Source organism: Streptomyces sp. NPDC057271, from assembly GCF_042668715.1.
Taxonomy (GTDB): domain Bacteria; phylum Actinomycetota; class Actinomycetes; order Streptomycetales; family Streptomycetaceae; genus Streptomyces.
Genome location: NZ_JBHUYJ010000015.1, coordinates 1 through 14,597 on the forward strand (window position 1 = coordinate 1; position 14,597 = coordinate 14,597).

General features: G+C 72.3%; 14 protein-coding genes and 2 pseudogenes. 7 read left to right on the forward strand and 9 right to left on the reverse strand.

Translation table 11 applies throughout. The annotated features are described in order from the left end of the window. Positions 1–123, forward strand: a pseudogene (locus ACFUJR_RS10125) (RNA-guided endonuclease TnpB family protein); the annotation flags it as partial. A 129-nt stretch (positions 124–252) separates the two neighbouring features. On the opposite strand, the gene ACFUJR_RS10130 reads toward ACFUJR_RS10125, so the two are convergent. After that, entirely contained in the window at positions 253–1,509 is a 1,257-nt protein-coding gene (locus ACFUJR_RS10130; protein WP_383177538.1) for an exo-beta-N-acetylmuramidase NamZ domain-containing protein, read from the reverse strand. Positions 1,510–1,661: 152 nt separating this feature from the next. Here ACFUJR_RS10130 and ACFUJR_RS10135 point away from each other — a divergent pair, with 152 nt between their 5' ends. The 3 genes and pseudogenes from ACFUJR_RS10135 (at position 1,662) to ACFUJR_RS10145 (ending at position 3,544) form a co-directional block, all read left to right on the forward strand. Further along, positions 1,662–2,432, forward strand: a complete 771-nt coding sequence (locus tag ACFUJR_RS10135; protein WP_383177535.1) for an SDR family oxidoreductase — start codon at positions 1,662–1,664, stop codon at positions 2,430–2,432. 211 nt (positions 2,433–2,643) lie between these two features. After that, positions 2,644–2,908, forward strand: a pseudogene (locus tag ACFUJR_RS10140) (long-chain fatty acid--CoA ligase); the annotation flags it as partial. A gap of 42 nt (positions 2,909–2,950) precedes the next feature. After that, complete coding sequence (locus ACFUJR_RS10145) at positions 2,951–3,544, forward strand: TetR/AcrR family transcriptional regulator (RefSeq protein WP_361601442.1); 594 nt, start codon at positions 2,951–2,953, stop codon at positions 3,542–3,544. A gap of 6 nt (positions 3,545–3,550) precedes the next feature. Here ACFUJR_RS10145 and ACFUJR_RS10150 read toward each other — a convergent pair whose 3' ends face one another. Continuing rightward, the gene (locus ACFUJR_RS10150) at positions 3,551–4,801 is read right to left on the reverse strand and encodes an acyl-CoA dehydrogenase family protein (protein ID WP_383177531.1); all 1,251 of its coding nucleotides are present in this window, start codon (positions 4,799–4,801) and stop codon (positions 3,551–3,553) included. 6 nt (positions 4,802–4,807) lie between these two features. Further along, on the reverse strand, positions 4,808–5,830 hold the full coding sequence (locus ACFUJR_RS10155) for a phosphotransferase family protein (RefSeq protein WP_383177528.1): 1,023 nt from the start codon (positions 5,828–5,830) through the stop codon (positions 4,808–4,810). Positions 5,831–5,965: 135 nt separating this feature from the next. Here ACFUJR_RS10155 and ACFUJR_RS10160 point away from each other — a divergent pair, with 135 nt between their 5' ends. Beyond that, a complete protein-coding gene (locus tag ACFUJR_RS10160; RefSeq protein ID WP_383177525.1) occupies positions 5,966–7,312 on the forward strand; it encodes an enolase C-terminal domain-like protein in 1,347 nt (448 codons plus the stop codon). Here ACFUJR_RS10160 and ACFUJR_RS10165 read toward each other — a convergent pair. The 3 genes from ACFUJR_RS10165 to ACFUJR_RS10175 form a co-directional block, all read right to left on the reverse strand. Continuing rightward, a complete protein-coding gene (locus ACFUJR_RS10165) occupies positions 7,299–8,747 on the reverse strand; it encodes a DUF4157 domain-containing protein (RefSeq protein ID WP_383177522.1) in 1,449 nt (482 codons plus the stop codon). The genes ACFUJR_RS10160 and ACFUJR_RS10165 overlap by 14 nt on opposite strands. Positions 8,748–8,911: 164 nt before the next feature. Continuing rightward, the gene (locus ACFUJR_RS10170) at positions 8,912–9,823 is read right to left on the reverse strand and encodes an MBL fold metallo-hydrolase (RefSeq protein ID WP_383177519.1); all 912 of its coding nucleotides are present in this window, start codon (positions 9,821–9,823) and stop codon (positions 8,912–8,914) included. A gap of 87 nt (positions 9,824–9,910) precedes the next feature. Beyond that, complete coding sequence (locus ACFUJR_RS10175; protein WP_352189877.1) at positions 9,911–10,207, reverse strand: hypothetical protein; 297 nt, start codon at positions 10,205–10,207, stop codon at positions 9,911–9,913. 138 nt (positions 10,208–10,345) lie between these two features. Between ACFUJR_RS10175 and ACFUJR_RS10180 the strand changes: the two genes are divergently transcribed. Then, positions 10,346–11,284, forward strand: coding sequence for an NADP-dependent oxidoreductase (locus ACFUJR_RS10180; protein ID WP_383177515.1), 939 nt, complete (start codon positions 10,346–10,348; stop codon positions 11,282–11,284). Positions 11,285–11,487: 203 nt separating this feature from the next. Here the strand turns inward: ACFUJR_RS10180 and ACFUJR_RS10185 are convergent, their stop codons facing one another. Genes ACFUJR_RS10185 through ACFUJR_RS10195 form a run of 3 tightly spaced genes read right to left on the reverse strand, consistent with a single transcriptional unit; the run spans position 11,488 to position 12,713 of the window. After that, entirely contained in the window at positions 11,488–11,808 is a 321-nt protein-coding gene (locus tag ACFUJR_RS10185; RefSeq protein ID WP_383177512.1) for a DUF202 domain-containing protein, read from the reverse strand. After that, positions 11,805–12,200 (reverse strand): YidH family protein, encoded by a 396-nt coding sequence (locus ACFUJR_RS10190; RefSeq protein ID WP_383177509.1) that lies wholly within the window; start codon positions 12,198–12,200, stop codon positions 11,805–11,807. The genes ACFUJR_RS10185 and ACFUJR_RS10190 overlap by 4 nt, the downstream gene beginning before the upstream one ends. 9 nt (positions 12,201–12,209) lie before the next feature. Next, a complete protein-coding gene (locus ACFUJR_RS10195) occupies positions 12,210–12,713 on the reverse strand; it encodes an NUDIX domain-containing protein (RefSeq protein ID WP_383177506.1) in 504 nt (167 codons plus the stop codon). Between the two features lie 131 nt (positions 12,714–12,844). Here ACFUJR_RS10195 and ACFUJR_RS10200 point away from each other — a divergent pair, with 131 nt between their 5' ends. Next, positions 12,845–14,500: an FAD-binding dehydrogenase gene (locus tag ACFUJR_RS10200; protein WP_383177503.1), complete on the forward strand. Its 1,656-nt coding sequence runs from the start codon at positions 12,845–12,847 to the stop codon at positions 14,498–14,500. The last annotated feature ends 97 nt before the right edge of the window (positions 14,501–14,597 follow it).

Consider the following 14,597-nt stretch of genomic DNA (forward strand, 5'->3'; position numbering starts at 1 on the left):
GCGAAGAACCTTCTGGCCGCCGGACGGGCGGTCGCAGCCTGCGGAGCTGGTGTAAGACCTCAACGGAGTTCTCCGGGCGGGCAGTCGGCGATGAAACAGGAAGTCTCACGGCGCGAGCCGTAGGAATCCCCTCCCTTCAGGGAGGGGAGCGTCAAGGATCAAGCCTGTCGGCGGCGGGGGCCGTGGGCCAACCCGCCCGCACCAGTGATCATCCGGGGGTCTGCCCCACCGCCGTCGGCCGTCCCGCCGTCGTCACCGGTAGAGCAGGTACTCCTTCCGCACCGCACGGAAGGCGGCCAGGTCGGCGCCCCACGCCCCGACGACCTCGTCCGTGTCGGCGCCCGCGTCGATCAGGGTCCGCACGCGCGTCGAGCCCGTCAGCTTGTCGATCCAGTTGTCCGCCCGCCAGGCGAAGCCGCTCCACGAGCGTCTGGCGCTGACGAGCAGCCCGATTCCGGTCCGTACGGGGTCGAAGGCGTCCCGGTCGTGCACCTGCACCTGGACCCCGCCGACGGTCTTCCCCTGGAACTTGGAGAAGGTCGGGGCGAAGTACGCCTCCCGGAACCGCACACCGGGCAGCTCCAGCGCGTTCGCGGCCTCGGCCCACCGCCGGTCCACGCCCTCCGCCCCGAGCAGTTCGAACGGGCGAGTGGTGCCGCGCCCCTCGGAGAGGTTGGTGCCCTCGAAGAGGCAGGTGCCGGAGTAGACGAGCGCGGTGTCGGGCGTCGGCATGTTGGGACTCGGCGGTACCCACGGCAGCCCGGTCGTGTCGAAGAAGTCGCGCCGCCTCCAGCCCGACATCTGGACGGTCTCCAGCTCCACCGGCTTCGGGAGGAACTCCCCGTTGAAGAGCCGTGCCAGCTCCGACACCGTCATGCCGTGGGCCTGCGCGATCGGTTCGCGTCCCACGAAGGTGGCGAAGGCGCGGTCGAGGACCGGGCCGAGCGCCGCTCGCCCGGTGGCCGGATTGGGCCGGTCGAGGACGACGAACCGTTTCCCCGCCAGCTCGGCCGCCACCATGCAGTCGTACAGCGTCCAGATGTACGTGTAGAAGCGGGCACCCGCGTCCTGGATGTCGAAGACCACGGTGTCCACGCCCGATGCGGTGAAGACGTCCGCGAGCGGCTGCCCGCTCTTCAGGTACGTGTCGTAGACGGGAAGCCCGGTCGCGGGGTCGTCGTGGCGGCCCTCGGAGCCGCCGGCCTGCGCCGTGCCCCGGAAACCGTGCTCGGGCCCGAAGACCGCCACCAGGTCCACCCGGTCGTCGGCGTGCATCACGTCGACGATGTGGCGTACGTCGGAGGTGATGCCGGTCGGGTTGGTGACGACGCCGACCCGCTGCCCGGCGAGCGGCGCGTAGCCGTCGGCGGCCAGCCGCTCGAATCCGGTGCGCACCCGCCGGCCGCCCCCGTGCGCCGCCGCCGGGGCGGCCATCGCGCCCACCCCCAGTGCGCCGCCGGCGGCCAGCAGGCGGCGTCTGGAAGGGCTCGACAGGCTCGACAGGTTCATGCGGAAACCTCCTTGATCGCCTTCCCCGGACATGGCCACGCACGCTAGCGCTCCTGACGGCCCCAGGGAACGAGGCGTGCGCAGGGGACTTTCGCCACGACATACCGACTGGTTAGTCTGTTCGTACTGTCGCAACGGAGAGGCGGGTCTCGATGAGTACGGTGCAGGGTTCCGGAGTGGTCGTCACGGGTGCGGGCGGCGGGATCGGAGCGGCCCTCGCCCGCCGGTTCGCCGCCGAGGGCGCCCGGGTCGTCGTCAACGACCTCGACCCCGACCGCGCCAAGGCCGTCGCCGAGGAGATCGGCGCCACCGCCGTCCCGGGCGATGCCTCGGAGATCGTCGACGAGGCCCGCGAGGCCCTCGGCGGCACCGGCACCATCGACGTGTGGTGCGCCAACGCCGGTCTGGCCTCGCCCGGCGACGCCTTCGCCGACGAGGCCGTCTGGGCCGCCGCCTGGGACGTCAACGTGATGGCCCACGTCCGCGCCGCCCGGGCGCTGCTCCCCGACTGGCTGGAACGCGGCAGCGGCCGTTTCGTCTCCACCGTCTCCGCCGCCGGCCTGCTGACCATGGTGGGCGCCGCCCCCTACAGCGTCTCCAAGCACGGCGCGTACGCCTTCGCCGAATGGCTCTCCCTCACCTACCGCCACCGCGGCCTCAAGGTCCACGCGATCTGCCCGCAGGGCGTCCGTACGGACATGCTCACCGCCGCCGGATCGGCCGGCGAACTCGTCCTCGCCCCCACCGCCATCGAGCCCGAGGACGTCGCCGACTCCCTCTTCGACGCCATCGAGGCGGACCGCTTCCTGGTCCTCCCGCACGCCGAGGTCGCCGACTACTACCGTGCCCGGGCGAACGATCCCGAGCGGTGGCTCGGCAACATGAACCACATCCACCGAAAGTGGGAGGGCGAGACCCGATGACGGAGTCGCTCTACGCCGCCAGGCCCTGGCTCGCCCAGCTCACCGAGGCCCAGAGCGCTCCCATAACCCCGCCGCCCACCGTGCTGCACGCCTTCCGCGCCCCCGAGCGCCCGGCCCTCGCCTACTTCGACGGCCGTCTGACGTACCGCGAGACCGACACGCTCTCCGACTCGGTCGCCGGGCACCTCGCAGCCCGGGGCCTGGAGCGCGGCGGGAGGTGGAGGACGTCCTCTACACCCACCCGGCCGTCCGCGAGGCCGCCGTCGTCGGCGTCCCCGACGCCTACCGCAGCGAGACGGTCAAGGCGTTACGTCAGTCTGCGCCCGGGCAGCGCCGTCGAGCCGGCCGAGCTGTCCGCCTACTGCGAACAGCGGCTCGCCGCGTACAGGTATCCGCGCGAGGTCGAGATCCTGGCGGAGCTGTCCAAGACGACAAGTGGGAAGATCCTCAGAAGGGAACTGCGTTCCCTCACGTAGGACGACCCCACACCGATGATCACCAGAGAGAGGCGGCGGCGCATGGCCAGGACGACGGACGGGAGCGGTACCCCCGTCCCCCAGAGGCTGCTGGCCGCCGCCACCCGGCTCTTCGCGGAACAGGGCTACGACCGCACCTCCGTCCAGGAGATCGTGGAGGCGGCGGGCGTCACCAAGGGCGCGCTCTACCACTACTTCGGCTCCAAGGAGGACCTCCTCCAGGAGGTCTACTCCCGGGTCCTGCGGCTCCAGCAGGAGCGGCTGGACGCCTTCGCGGACGCCGACGCCCCGGTCGAGCAGCGCCTGCGCGACGCCGCCGCCGACGTCGTGGTCACCACGATCGACAACCTCGACGACGCCTCGATCTTCTTCCGCTCGATGCACCACCTCAGCCCGGAGAAGAACAAGCAGGTACGGGCCGAGCGGCGCCGCTACCACGAGCGGTTCCGCGCGCTGATCGAGGAGGGCCAGCAGGCCGGGGTCTTCTCGTCCGCGACCCCGGCGGACCTGGTGGTGGACTACCACTTCGGCTCCGTCCACCACCTGTCCACCTGGTACCGACCGGACGGGCCGCTGACGCCGCAGCAGGTGGCCGACCAGCTCGCCGACCTGCTGCTGCGCGCGCTGCGCCCGTAGGAGCGGCTAGAGGTATCGCTTCAGCTCCCGCCGCGCCAGCGACCGCTGGTGCACCTCGTCCGGCCCGTCCGCCAGCTTCAGCGTGCGCGCGGCGGCCCAGAGTTCGGCCAGCGGGAAGTCCTGCGAGACCCCGCCCGCTCCGTGCACCTGGACGGCCTTGTCGAGGATGTCGACCACCGCGCGCGGGGTCGCGATCTTGATGGCCTGGATCTCCGTGTGGGCGCCCCGGTTGCCGACGGTGTCCATCAGCCAGGCCGTCTTGAGGACGAGCAGCCGCAGCTGCTCGACCGTCACCCGGGCGTCCGCGATCCAGTTCTGGACCACGCCCTGCTGGGCGATCGGCTTGCCGAAGGCGGTCCGGGAGACGGCGCGGCGGCACATCAGCTCGATGGCCCGCTCGGCCATGCCGATCAGCCGCATGCAGTGGTGGATCCGGCCCGGGCCGAGCCGGGCCTGGGCGATGGCGAAGCCGCCGCCCTCCTCGCCGACGAGGTTCGAGGCCGGGACACGGACGTCGTGGAAGACGACCTCGGCATGACCGCCGTGGGAGTGGTCCTCGTAGCCGTACACCTGCATCGCCCGGCGCACCTCCAGGCCGGGGGTGTCACGGGGTACGAGGATCATCGACTGCTGGCGGCGGATGTCGGCGCCGTCCGGGTCGGTCTTGCCCATCACGATGAAGATCTTGCAGTCTGGGTTCATCGCGCCGGAGATGTACCACTTGCGGCCGTTGATCACGTAACCTCCCCCACTCTCGGCTCCGCTCGAGCGGGAGGCGCCCCCATCGTCGCGGATGATCCGCGTCTCGATGTTCGTCGCGTCCGAGGAGGCCACCTCCGGCTCCGTCATCGCGAACGCCGAGCGGATCTCCCCGGCGAGCAGCGGCTCCAGCCACTGCTTCTTCTGCGCCTCGTCGCCGAACTGGGCGAGCACCTCCATGTTCCCGGTGTCCGGCGCCGCGCAGTTGAGGGCGGTGGGGGCCAGGTGCGGGCTGCGGCCGGTGATCTCGGCGAGCGGCGCGTACTGGAGGTTGGTCAGTCCCGCCCCGTGCTCGGCGTCGGGCAGGAAGAGGTTCCACAGACCCTGGCGGCGGGCCTCGGCCTTCAGGTCCTCCACGATCTGCGGGGTGTCCCACGGCGAGGCGAGCAGCGCCCGCTGCTCCTCGGCGATCGGCTCGGCCGGGTAGACGTGCTCGTCCATGAAGGCGAGCAGCTTCGCCCGCAGCTCCTCGGTGCGCGCGTCGAATGCGAAGTCCATGGCGGATCAGCCTTCCTGGAGGGTGGTGAGGCCGTGCTCGATGAAGACGGGGACGAGTTCGCCGATGCGGTCGAAGCCGGCGCCGACGGTCTGGCCGAGGGTGTAGCGGTAGTGGATGCCCTCCAGGATCACGGCGAGCTTGAACCAGGCGAAGGCCGTGTACCAGGAGATGGCGGAGGTGTCGCGTCCCGAGCGTGCGGCGTACCGCTCGATCAGCTCGGCGGGCGTGGGGTGCCCGGCGGCCGTGGCGGTCGTGCTGACGGGGGAGTGGGGGACGTCGAGCGGCGCGCTGTACATCGCGAGCAGACCGAGGTCGGTCAGCGGGTCGCCGAGCGTGGACATCTCCCAGTCGAGGACCGCCTTGATCCGGTCGTCCTCGCCGATGAGGACGTTGTCCAGACGGTAGTCGCCGTGGACGACGGCCGGGGCGGGGGAGGACGGGAGCGCGCGGCCGAGGGCGGCGTGCAGCTCGTCGATACCCGCCAGGTCACGGTTGCGGGAGGCGTCGAGCTGCTTGCCCCAGCGGCGCAGCTGCCGGTCGAGGAAGCCGTCGGGGCGCCCGAAGTCGCCGAGACCCACCGCCGCCGGGTCCACGGCGTGCAGGTCGACGAGCGTGTCGACCAGGCCGAGGACTGCCTCGCGAGTGCGCTCGGGGCCGAGCGGGGCGAGCTGCTCGGCCGAGCGGTACGGAGTGCCGGCGACGAACTCCATGACGTAGAACGGCGCCCCGAGGACGGTGTCGTCCTCGCAGAGGATGACGGTCTCCGGGACGGGCACGGCCGTCGCGTGCAGGGCGCTGATCACCCGGTGCTCGCGCTTCATGTCGTGCGCGGTGGCGAGGACATGGCCGAGCGGCGGCCGGCGCACCACCCATCGGCCGGTGCCGTCGGTGACGACATACGTCAGGTTGGACCGGCCGCCCTCGATCAGCCGGGCGTCGAGCGGGCCGCGCACGAGTCCCGGCCGTTCCCGGTCGAGGAATCCGCGCAACTGCTCGGGATCGAGACCTGGCGGCGGGGCTGAGCTCATCGGGCGTACCTCCGGGGACGGGGGGGCGGGTCGGCGTTCATGATGACCGACCAGTCGGTATGTCGTCCAGGGTTCGGGCCGGAAAGGGGCGCGGGCGGTCTGGTGGGGGATCGAAACCCTGAATAGAGTTCACATATGGATCCAGACCTGCTCGTCGAGGAAGTCCGGCTGACTCCGATCCTGATCGCCGACCCGCCCCTGCTCAACACGCAGGGAGTCCACCAGCCCTTCACGCCCCGCCTGGTGGTGGAAGTGGCGACGCGGGGCGGGGGCACCGGCCTTGGGGAGACGTACGGCGACGGGAGGTACCTGGATCTCGCGCGGCCGCTGGCCGAGGCGCTGCCCGGCCGTGCGGTCACGGACGTGAACGGTCTGTTCGTGCTGGCCGCGCGGGTGTGCGGCGACTCACGGGCTGTCGACGAGCGCGTCGACGAGCGCGTCGACGCGGGCGGCCTGCGTGGGGCCCAGACCGCCGCCAAGCTCCGCCTCTCCGTCGTCTCGGCCTTCGAGGTCGCCTACCTCGACGCGCTCGGCAAGAGCCTCGGCCTCCCCGTCCACGCCCTCCTCGGCGGCAGGGTCCGTGACTCCGTCGAGTACAGCGCCTATCTCTTCCACAAGGTCGCCGGGGCAGACGGCTGGGGCCGGGCCCTCGACCCGGCGGGCGTCGTCGAGCAGGCCCGCCGCTTCGACCGGACGTACGGCTTCCGCTCCTTCAAGCTCAAGGGCGGTGTCTTCCCGCCCGAGCAGGAGATCGCCGCGATCCGCGCCCTTGCCGAGGAGTTCCCCGGCCGGCCGCTCCGTCTCGACCCGAACGGCGCCTGGTCCGTGGAGACCGCGCTGGAGGTGGCACGCGAGCTGAAGGGGGTCCTGGAGTACCTGGAGGACCCGACGACCGGCACCGGCACCATGGCCGAGGTCGCGTCCCGTACGGACGTGCCGCTCGCGACCAACATGTGCGTGACGACCTTCGAGGAGATCCCCGAGGCCTTCGCCCGGGACGCGGTACGGATCGTGCTCTGCGACCACCACTACTGGGGCGGCCTGCACCGTACGCGCGAGCTGGCCGCGCTCTGCCGCACGTACGGCGTCGGGCTCTCCATGCACTCCAACACCCACCTCGGCATCAGCCTCGCGGCCATGACCCAGGTCGCCGCCACCCTGCCCGACCTGGACCACGCCTGCGACACCCACTACCCCTGGCAGACCGAGGACGTGGTCACCATCCGCCCCGTGTTCCGGGACGGGCGCCTCGCGGTCTCCGACGCCCCCGGCCTCGGCGTCGAACTGGACCGCGAAGCCCTCGCCGCCCTGCACCGCCGCTGGCTGGAGGACGACGGCACCCACCGCGACCGCGACGACGCGGCGGCCCTGCGAAGGCTCCGCGCCGCCGGGGGACTCGGAGACGGAGTCGCCGACGTGCTCGCCGACGGACCTGCCGACGGGCCCGCCGGGGGACTCGGAGACGGACTCAGGGGAGTGTGATCGGCTGGGCCTTGTCGCCGGGCGCGGGCGCCGGCCGGTCCGGGTGGATCGCCACCAGCCTGGCGCCCTGCGCGTAGGTGCTCTCCCGGCCGAAGAACTGGTAGCCGGACTCCAGGAGCTGCAGGATCTCGTGGCCCAGCATCGCCTGGGGGCCGCCCTCGTCGGCCGCCTTGTTGCTGTCCCAGAGCGCGCCGTCGCCCAGGGCCTCGATCTCGTTCCAGAAGTTGCCCGCGTGCAACTGCCCGCCGATCAGCATGCCTTCGATCTGGGCACCGAGATCGGTGAGGATCTTGAACACGGCGCGCTCGGCGATGCCTCCGTCCATGAAGGCGTAGTTGACGGGGACGGACCACTTGGTGGTGTTGAGCCGCCGGCCCATCCGCGCGTCCTCGGGCAGCCGGTCCCCGACCTGGGGCTTCCCCTGCTGGTACTGGGCCCACCGGCCGGTGTCGCCCGTCCGGCCGAGGACGAGCTTGCGCTTGGCGTTCAGCGCCGCCGCCTGGGAACTCGCCATCGTCTCCGACGAGGTGGTGGTCAGATCGGCACGGAGGCTCGCCTCGACGGCGGCCACCACCTCGGCCTTGTCACGCCCCTGGAGCGGGCCCACCAGGTTGTGGATGTACTCGACGTTGTCGTTGAGTTCCGGGTTGGCGAAGATCCATTTCTGCTTGGTGCGGTTCGCGGCCCAGGTGTCGTACTCGGCGACGTAGTCGTTGATGCTCTCGTCCGCCTGGTCGAGCAGCCTGCGCACCTCGTCGTCGATCTTGCCCGGGTGGTGCATGCGCTGGACGTCGCCGGTCCCCCCGGCGACCGGCGCCGCGTCGGCCGTCGCCTCCCCGGCGACCTCGGTCGCCGAACGCAGCACCCGGTGAGCCGTGGCCTCGGCCTCACGCTCGAACCGGTCCGACGGATCGCTGACGCGCAGCCCGTCACCCCGGTCGGTCCCGGCCACCGGCCCCTTGCGCTGCTGGAGGACGTGGGTCAGCTCGTGCGCGAGGGTGTGCCGGTCCATGCCACCGGGCCCGGCGACGATGTGGCTGCCGGAGGTGTAGGCCGAGGCGCCGAGCTCGGTGGCGGACGCCTGGGCGGCGGAGTCCGTGTGGATGCGGACGTCGGAGAAGTCGGCCCCGAACCGCGCCTCCATGTCGGACCGGCTCTCGGCGTCGAGCGGCCGGCCGCCACCGCGCAGGACGTTGTGCACGGAGGAGCGCTGCACCGACGGCCCCGGCGCCTCCTCGTGCCCGCACCCCGCGCCGTGCCGGTGCTCGTCCTGGGCGGCACCGGCCCGTCGCAGCATCTGGACCACGGCGGCGTTCCCGGCCGAGCGCTGGAGGTCGAGCAGGGACTCGGCGGGCGCCACCCCCCGGGCCGAGGAGGTGCGGTCCGCCGAGGCGTCCCGCTTCTTCGCGGCCCGGCTGCTCGCTCGGTCGTACATGGAGGTCCCTTCGGGTGCCGGTCGTCTGCCTTCCCGGTATATCCGGGTGGACTGACGTCCCGCCAGGTACGGCAGGGCAGACTTCCCGGCCCCTGGGGCCCTGCGACACGGCCCGAACGCCCCCCTCTCGACACCCGGCGGGCCGTCGCGAGACAGGCCCCGGCTCACGCGTGGCAGGCCACCGGAACGCCGCCGTTCATCGCGGCCATGTCACCGAAGACCGTCACCGGGTCCAGCGGCGAACCCTCGGGAAGGCCGTTCAACTCCGCGTACCCACGGTGCAGGTTGGCCACCAGGCGCTCGCTCTCCCGCCACGCCGCGAACTCCCCGAGGTCCGCCGAGCGCGCCGTCTCCAGCGGTGCCGCCCCCTTGGCGTACCCCTCGCGGGCCAGCTCGGCCACCCAGCGCAGATACCGCTCCGTCGCGTCGTACGCCGAGGGGTCCGTCACCCGCCCGTGCCCCGGCACCACCGTCGGGGCGTCCAGCGAGCGCAGCAGGTCGAGCGCGCGCAGCGAGCCCGCGAGCGAACCCATCGGAAGGAAGGGTGTTCCGCCGTGGAAGACCAGGTCTCCCGTGAAGACCACGCCCTCTTCCGGGAGATGGACGATCGAGTCGCCGGTCGTGTGCGCGGGACCGGGGTGCAGCACGCGCACCTCAAGGTCGCCCACGTACAGCGTCAGCCGCTCGCCGTACGTGAGCGACGGCGGCGTCACCTCGATCTCGCCGAACTCGGTCTGCGGCCAGAGCAGGTGGAGCTGCCGTCCGGCCGCGAGCTGCTCGGCCCGGCAGGACTCGTGCCCGACGATCCGCGCCTCCGGCAGGAACACCCCGTTCCCGTAGGTGTGGTCGCCGTGGTGGTGGGTGGAGACGATCGTGCGGGGGAGCGGCAGCCCCTCGGCGAGGACCGCCTCGCGGAGCAGTCGCGCGCGCCGCTCGGTCGCGGCGGTGTCCACGAGCAGCGACTCGCCGCGATCCCCGACGAACCCGGCGTTGTTCAGACACCAGCCGCCGTCGGGCTGGACGAAGGCGTGCACGCGCGGGGCGAGCGCGACGACGTACGGATCGGTGACGGACAAGGAAACCCCCTGGATGTGAAGAACGGCCCGACCGGCGAGTACTTCCCCTCGGGGGAGCCTGCCAGTCGGGCCCGTTCCGCACATGGCTCAGTGGTCGTCCCAGTGGTTGCCGTGCGCGGCGTGCCGGTGTCCGTCGTGCACGTAGTCGACGTGGTCGCCGTGTTCGACTGCCGTGTGCCCGCAGTCCGGCCCGTGCGTGTGATCGGGGTGGGTGTGCGGGACGTGGGACGTGGGCTCGCACTCGTCCCAGTGCCCGGAGTGCTCACGGTGCAGGTGCCCGTCGTGGGCGTAGTCCACGTGGTCGTGGTGGGTCACGGCGGTGTGCCCGCACGAGGGCCCGTGCGTGTGCGCGTGGGTGGGGTGCTCGTGGTGAAGAAGGGTCATGACCTCAGGCTAGTCCGAAATGACCCATTCGTCCCTGTGTCGCCCTGGTGTCCCGTCGCGCGCCTCGCCGCACGCCACCGCACTCCGCCGGGGGTATCCGGCTTGCGGCCCCCCGGGGCCACAGTGATCGTTCGGGTTATGAAGGCGATCAGCTACAGCCGGTACGGCGGACCCGAGGTGCTCGAGTACGGGGAGCGGCCCGACCCCAAGGTCGGCCCCGACGACGTCCTCGTGAAGGTGCGCGCGGCTGCCGTGAACCCCGTCGACTGGAAGGCCCAGGCGGGCTACCTCGACGGGATGATCGACGCCGTCTTCCCGGTCGTACCCGGCTGGGACGTCTCGGGGGTCGTCGTCCAGCCCGGTGTCTCCGTCGCCGAGTTCGCAGTCGGCGACGAGGTCATGGGCTACGTCCGCGAGGACTTTCTCTGCCGCGGCACCTTCGCGGAGTACGTCGCCGCCCCGGTCCGCACCCTCGCCCGCAAGCCGCGCACCCTCGGCTTCGAGGAGTCCGCCGCGCTTCCGCTGGTCGGACTCACGGCCTATCAGGTGCTCCACCAGGCGCTCACCGTCCGTTCCGGCGACACGATCCTCGTGCACGCGGCGGCCGGCGGGGTCGGCTCCATGGCCGTGCAGATCGCCCGCCACCTCGGCTGCCGGGTCATCGGCGCGGTCCGCGAGGCCGGCCGGGAGCGGATCGAGGAGCTGGGCGCCGAGCCGGTGGTCTACGACGAGGCCACCTTCGTCGAGCAGGTCCGTGAGCTGGCGCCGCAGGGGGTGGACGCGGCCTTCGACACGATCGGCGGACCGTTCCTCAAGCTCACCCCGCGGATCCTCGCCCCCGACGGCCGCCTCGCCTCGATCGCGGACGGCGAGGTGATCGGCCTGGGCGGCCGCTACTTCTGGGTCCGGCCCGACGCCCAGGACCTCGCCGCGCTCGCCGCCCTGGCCGACGAGGGCGCCCTTTCCGTACGGGTGGCGCGGTCCTTCCCGCTGGAACAGGCCGCCGACGCCCAGCGGGCCGGCCAGGAGGGCGGCCTGAACGGCAAGGTCGTGGTCACGGTGGAGTGGCCCGACTGACGGCGAGCGGAGCCCGACGGCGGACGGGGGCGGAGCGACGGCCGGGGGACGGCGGGCGGCGGGCGGACGGGGACGGCGGGCGGGCGGACGGGCGGGGACGGCGGGCGGGGAACGGCGGGCGGACGGAGGCTGAGCTACGGCGGCGGCCGGGCGGAGCGGGACCGGGGCGACAGCGGCGGCCGGGCGGCGCAGGACCGGGGCGACTACAGCACGACGGCCACCGCGAGCGCCGCCAGCGCGACCGTGCACGCCGTCGCGAGCAGCGCGCCACGAGGGGAGAGCGGCCGCGGGCGCGCCGCGTCCAGGGCACGGATCCGGCGGTGGGCGAGGGCCAGGAACCCGATCCAGACCAGCGCGGTGAGCGCGGCGCCCGCCACCGCCGCCGCCGTGATCGCGTCACTGATCGCCGACTTCGTCGCGAGCACCACCACGACCGTGCAGGTCAGCGTCGTACGCCGCCACGCGAGCCGGGTCCGCTCCGGCTGCAGCCCGGGGTCCCGGTCGGGCTTCGCCGCCTCGGTCACCGTCCGGCCCAGCCGACGAGGATGACCACCACCATCGCCAGCGCGACCACGGCCACCGCGAGGCTCAGCACCGTCGGGAAGCGCGACACGGGCAGGTCGTCCCCGCGCCGCATCGCCCGCTCGCACCGCACCCAGTGGTTCACCGCCCGCAGCGCGCACAGCACGCCCGCGGCGAGCAGCGCGAGCGCGAGCCCGACCCGTACGCCCCATCGCAGATCCGGCAGGAACTGGTCGACGGCGAAACCGCCGCCGACGAGCGCGAGCGCGGTCCGGATCCAGGCGAGGAAGGTGCGCTCGTTGGCGAGCGAGAACCGGTAGTCCGGGGTCTCGCCCTCGTCACGGATCCGCTGCGGCGCGAACCACAGCCGCAGACTCTGTACGAAGTCACTCACCTGGGCACTTTAACCGCGGCGCGCACGCAGACGTTCGTAGGCCGCCAGCCCGTCCGGGACCCACTCCCACTCCCCGAGCCGCGCGACGACCTCCGCCTCCGGAAGGAAGGCGTGCCAGGCGACCTCCTCCACCTGAGGATCCACCGGCAGCTCGCACCGCACCTGGTAGACCGCGGACCACCACTTCCCGGCCACGCCCCCGGAGTCGTACAGGAACCGCAGCAGCGGCTCGGGGTGCGGCAGCCCGGAGACGCCCAGTTCCTCCTCCGCCTCGCGCAGCGCCGCGTCGTCGTACGACTCGCCCGCGCCGACGAACATGTCGTACATCGACGGGTAGACCAGCTTCACCGGCGTGCGCCGGTGCACGAAGATCCGGTCCTCGGCGTCCCGCACCAGGATGAAGACGCAGCGATGGATGAGACCCCGCGCGTACACCTCGGCGCGCGGGGCCCGGCCGACCACATCGTCGTTCTCGTCGACGACGTCCAGGATCTCTTCGGCGGGGTTGGTCATCCCGCCATGAAATCACCAGCGGACGGAAGCCGGGTCACGGCTGCCCGAGGTCACCGCCCTGGCGATGTCCACGCGGATCAGCTTGGTCCGGACTGTTGACTCGATACATCGGTGTATCCAAGATTCGGTCCATGTTGTACGACGCTGATGTGATCGTGGTCGGAGCCGGCCTCGCCGGCCTGGTGGCCACCGCCGAACTCGTGGACGCCGGGCGGAGCGTGATCCTGCTCGACCAGGAGCCCGAACAGTCCGTGGGCGGTCAGGCCCACTGGTCCTTCGGCGGGCTCTTCCTGGTCGACTCGCCCGAGCAGCGCCGGATGCGGATCAAGGACAGTCGCGACCTCGCCCTCCAGGACTGGCTCGGCACGGCCGGCTTCGACCGGCCCGAGGACCGCTGGCCGCGGAAGTGGGCGGAGGCGTACGTCGACTTCGCGGCGGGGGAGAAGCGCTCCTGGCTGCACGCGCGCGGGGTGCGCTTCTTCCCCGTGGTGGGCTGGGCCGAGCGTGGCGGCTACGACGCGAACGGGCACGGGAACTCGGTGCCCCGCTTCCACATCACCTGGGGCACGGGCCCCGGCCTCGTCGCCCCGTTCGAGCGCCGGGTCCGCGAGGGGGTTGCCACCGGCCGGGTCCAGCTCCGCTTCCGCCACCGGGTGACCGGCCTCGGCCGCACCGCCGGAGCCGTGGACACCGTCAGCGGCGAGATCCTGGAAGCCTCCACCGCCGAACGCGGCACCGCGAGCAGCCGCGAGGTCACCGGCACCTTCACCCTCCGCGCCCAGGCCGTGATCGTCACCTCGGGCGGCATCGGCGGCAACCACGATCTCGTACGCAAGCAGTGGCCCGACCGGCTCGGTACCCCGCCCGCGAAGCTGCTCTCCGGCGTCCCCGCCCATGTCGACGGGCTGATGCTCGGCATCACCGAGGAGGCCGGCGCCCACCACATCAACCGCGACCGGATGTGGCACTACACCGAGGGCATCGAGAACTGGAACCCGATCTGGGCCAGGCACGGCATCCGCATCCTGCCCGGCCCGTCCTCGCTCTGGCTCGACGCGACGGGCCGTCGGCTGCCCGTCCCGCTCTTCCCGGGCTTCGACACCCTCGGCACGCTCGAACACATCATGCGGACCGGGTACGACCACACCTGGTTCGTCCTCGACCAGCGCATCATCGGCAAGGAGTTCGCCCTCTCCGGCTCCGAACAGAACCCCGACCTCACCGGCAAGTCGGTCCGGGACGTCATCGGCCGGGCCCGCGCGGACGTGCCGGGCCCGGTGAAGGCGTTCATGGAGAACGGCGTCGACTTCGTCGTCGAGAAGGACCTGTCCGCGCTGGTCCGGGGGATGAACGCCCTCACGGACGAGCCGCTGATCGACGAGGCGGAGCTGCGCCGCGAGATCACGGCGCGGGACCGCGAGATCGCCAACCCCTTCACCAAGGACCTTCAGGTCACGGCGATCCGGGGGGCCCGCAGGTACCTGGGCGACAAGCTGATCCGTACGGCGTCGCCGCACAGGATCCTGGACCCCAAGGCCGGTCCGCTGATCGCCGTGCGCCTGAACATCCTGACCCGCAAGTCGCTCGGCGGTCTGGAGACCGACCTCTCGTCGAGGGTGCTCACCGAGAGCGGAGAGGTGCTGGAAGGGGTCTACGCGGCGGGCGAGGCGGCAGGATTCGGCGGCGGAGGCGTCCACGGCTACCGCTCCCTTGAAGGCACCTTCCTCGGCGGCTGCATCTTCTCGGGCCGGGCTGCTGGCCGGGCGGCGGCGCAGGCGGTGGGGTAGAAGGCGGCCGGCGGACAGTCGGGCGGCCTGCAGGGCGTACGATCCGCCGTCCGCCGTCCGCCGTCCGCCGTCCGCCGTCCGCCGTACGGGTGGGGGC

Excerpts from the sequence above, each read along its gene's own strand:
- ACFUJR_RS10130 (WP_383177538.1), bottom strand. The coding sequence starts at position 1,509 with ATGAACCTGTCGAGCCTGTCGAGCCCTTCCAGACGCCGCCTGCTGGCC.
- ACFUJR_RS10135 (WP_383177535.1), top strand. The coding sequence starts at position 1,662 with ATGAGTACGGTGCAGGGTTCCGGAGTGGTCGTCACGGGTGCGGGCGGC.
- ACFUJR_RS10145 (WP_361601442.1), top strand. The coding sequence starts at position 2,951 with ATGGCCAGGACGACGGACGGGAGCGGTACCCCCGTCCCCCAGAGGCTG.
- ACFUJR_RS10150 (WP_383177531.1), bottom strand. The coding sequence starts at position 4,801 with ATGGACTTCGCATTCGACGCGCGCACCGAGGAGCTGCGGGCGAAGCTG.
- ACFUJR_RS10155 (WP_383177528.1), bottom strand. The coding sequence starts at position 5,830 with ATGAGCTCAGCCCCGCCGCCAGGTCTCGATCCCGAGCAGTTGCGCGGA.
- ACFUJR_RS10160 (WP_383177525.1), top strand. The coding sequence starts at position 5,966 with ATGGATCCAGACCTGCTCGTCGAGGAAGTCCGGCTGACTCCGATCCTG.
- ACFUJR_RS10165 (WP_383177522.1), bottom strand. The coding sequence starts at position 8,747 with ATGTACGACCGAGCGAGCAGCCGGGCCGCGAAGAAGCGGGACGCCTCG.
- ACFUJR_RS10175 (WP_352189877.1), bottom strand. The coding sequence starts at position 10,207 with ATGACCCTTCTTCACCACGAGCACCCCACCCACGCGCACACGCACGGG.
- ACFUJR_RS10180 (WP_383177515.1), top strand. The coding sequence starts at position 10,346 with ATGAAGGCGATCAGCTACAGCCGGTACGGCGGACCCGAGGTGCTCGAG.
- ACFUJR_RS10195 (WP_383177506.1), bottom strand. The coding sequence starts at position 12,713 with ATGACCAACCCCGCCGAAGAGATCCTGGACGTCGTCGACGAGAACGAC.
- ACFUJR_RS10200 (WP_383177503.1), top strand. The coding sequence starts at position 12,845 with ATGTTGTACGACGCTGATGTGATCGTGGTCGGAGCCGGCCTCGCCGGC.